At 71.8% G+C, this 1,841-nt stretch carries 2 protein-coding genes; one reads left to right on the plus strand and one right to left on the minus strand.

All coding sequences use genetic code 11. The annotated features are described in order from the left end of the window. A partial coding sequence (locus ACFWJO_RS38500) for a YihY/virulence factor BrkB family protein (RefSeq protein ID WP_386872842.1) occupies positions 1-904 on the plus strand: 904 nt, incomplete at its 5' end. Between the two features lie 20 nt (positions 905-924). Here ACFWJO_RS38500 and ACFWJO_RS38505 read toward each other — a convergent pair. Then, the coding region (locus ACFWJO_RS38505) for a thermonuclease family protein (protein ID WP_386872844.1) at positions 925-1,841 on the minus strand (917 nt) is incomplete at its 5' end.

The following is a 1,841-nucleotide window of genomic DNA, read 5'->3' on the forward strand; positions in this document are numbered from 1 at the left end:
GGCTCCTTCCCTGCTGGCCGTGTTCTCCATCCTGTCCCTCGTGCTCGCCTCCAACCGCGGGGCCATCGACGATCTGCTGGGGGAGCTGACCGGCCTGGTCCCGAGCGACTACCAGCCGCTCGTCACGAACCTGGTGACCACCATGAGCGACTCGGCCGGCTCAGGCGGCGGGATCATCGCCCTCATCATCGGCATCGCGACCGCCCTGTGGTCCGCCTCCGCGTACGTGAAGGCGTTCAACCGCTCGGCCAACACGGTGTACGGCTACGAGGAGGGCCGCGGCCTGGTGAAGCTGACGCTGACCAACCTGCTCACCACGCTCATCCTGATCGTGGGCATCGTGGTCGTGCTGCTCTCGCTGGCGCTGAACCGCTCGCTCGTGGACGGCTTCCTCCAGCCGATCGCCGGGCCGCTCGGCATGACCGGCGTGGTGAACTTCCTCTCGGACACGTTCCTGCCGGTGTGGGCGTGGGCGAAGTGGCCTGTCGTCGTCGTGATCCTGCTGGTGCTGATCGCGACCCTGTACTACACCACCCCGAACGTCCAGAAGCCGCGCTTCCACCTCTTCGGCCCCGGCAACATCGTGGCGCTGGTGGGCATGGTGCTGGCCGCGGTGGCCCTGTCCGTGTACTTCACGCAGTTCGCCGGCTACTCGGCGTACGGTGCGATCGGCACGGTCATGGCGCTGCTGTTCGCCCTGTGGATCTTCAACATCGTGCTGCTGCTCGGCCTGGAGGTCGACGCCGAGGTGGAGCGTGCCCGCCAGCTCGAGGCCGGCCTGCCCGCCGAGGCTCGGGTGCAGCTGCCCCCGAAGGACGTGGCCGGGGTGGAGAAGCGCGCCGAGAAGCAGACGGCCGTGGAGGAGCGCGGCTACGAACTGCGGGCGGTCCACGAGGGCCGCTGACCGCACCCGACGCGGGGCCCTCAGCGCCGGGCCGCCCGGTAGCCGTCCGCCTGGGCCGCGGCGGCGGAGGCGTAGCAGTTGCGCGCGTTGGTCTTGCCGTAGTGCTGCTGACCGGGCATGTGGTAGATGCCCGAGTTGTCGTTGGCCTTGACCGGGTGGGAGTCCGGGCACACGGAGTCGGCTCCGCGCACCGGCCCCGCGTCGCCGGACGCGGGGGCCGCCTCCGGGATGGGCTCTGCCGCGGCGCCGCACTCCCCGGAGAACCTGCCGACGCCGTTCGCCCGGGCCTGCTCCCACGCCGCCTCGACCTCGGGCAGGAAACGGTCGTTGCCGTCGAAGACCGCCGGCTCGCCGTAGCCCAGGCGGGCCATCTCGGCGTTGACCAGGACGTCGTGCGCGTACACGCCGGCGAGGAGGCGGTCGTAGCGGTCGTAGAGCCGGCGATCGTACCGCAGCACCACCGTGTCGCCGGGGCTGATCATCGACTTCAGCGCCGCCGTCGCCTCCGGTCCCATGCACTCGACCGGCTTCGAGGGGTGGTGGGTCTCGGGGGTGTCGATGTTGAGCAGGCGCACCCGCGTGGACACCTCGCCGAGGGTCACGCGGAGCGTGTCGCCGTCCGAGATCGACTCGACCGTGACCACGTCTCCCTCGACGTCGGCCGGGGCGGCGGGCGCCGCCGGCTCGGCACTGCGGGAGCCCTCAGCGGCACGCGACTCGGCGGCCCCGCTCGAGGACGACGCTGCGGCGCGCGAGCTCTGCGCGGCGGAGGAGGCGGCCAGCGACGACGCAGCGGCACGGCTCGTCGCAGCCGCGTCGACGGAGGGGGTGGGCGTCGTCGGCATCGTGCTGACCGACGCGGAGGTGTCGGCATCGCTCGCCGGGGTGACGCCGTCGTCGGTGGCGGTGCAGCCGGTGAGCAGGAGCAGGGACAGTG

It is taken from the genome of Streptomyces sp. NPDC127092 (assembly GCF_042722475.1).
Taxonomy (GTDB): Bacteria; Actinomycetota; Actinomycetes; order Streptomycetales; family Streptomycetaceae; genus Streptomyces.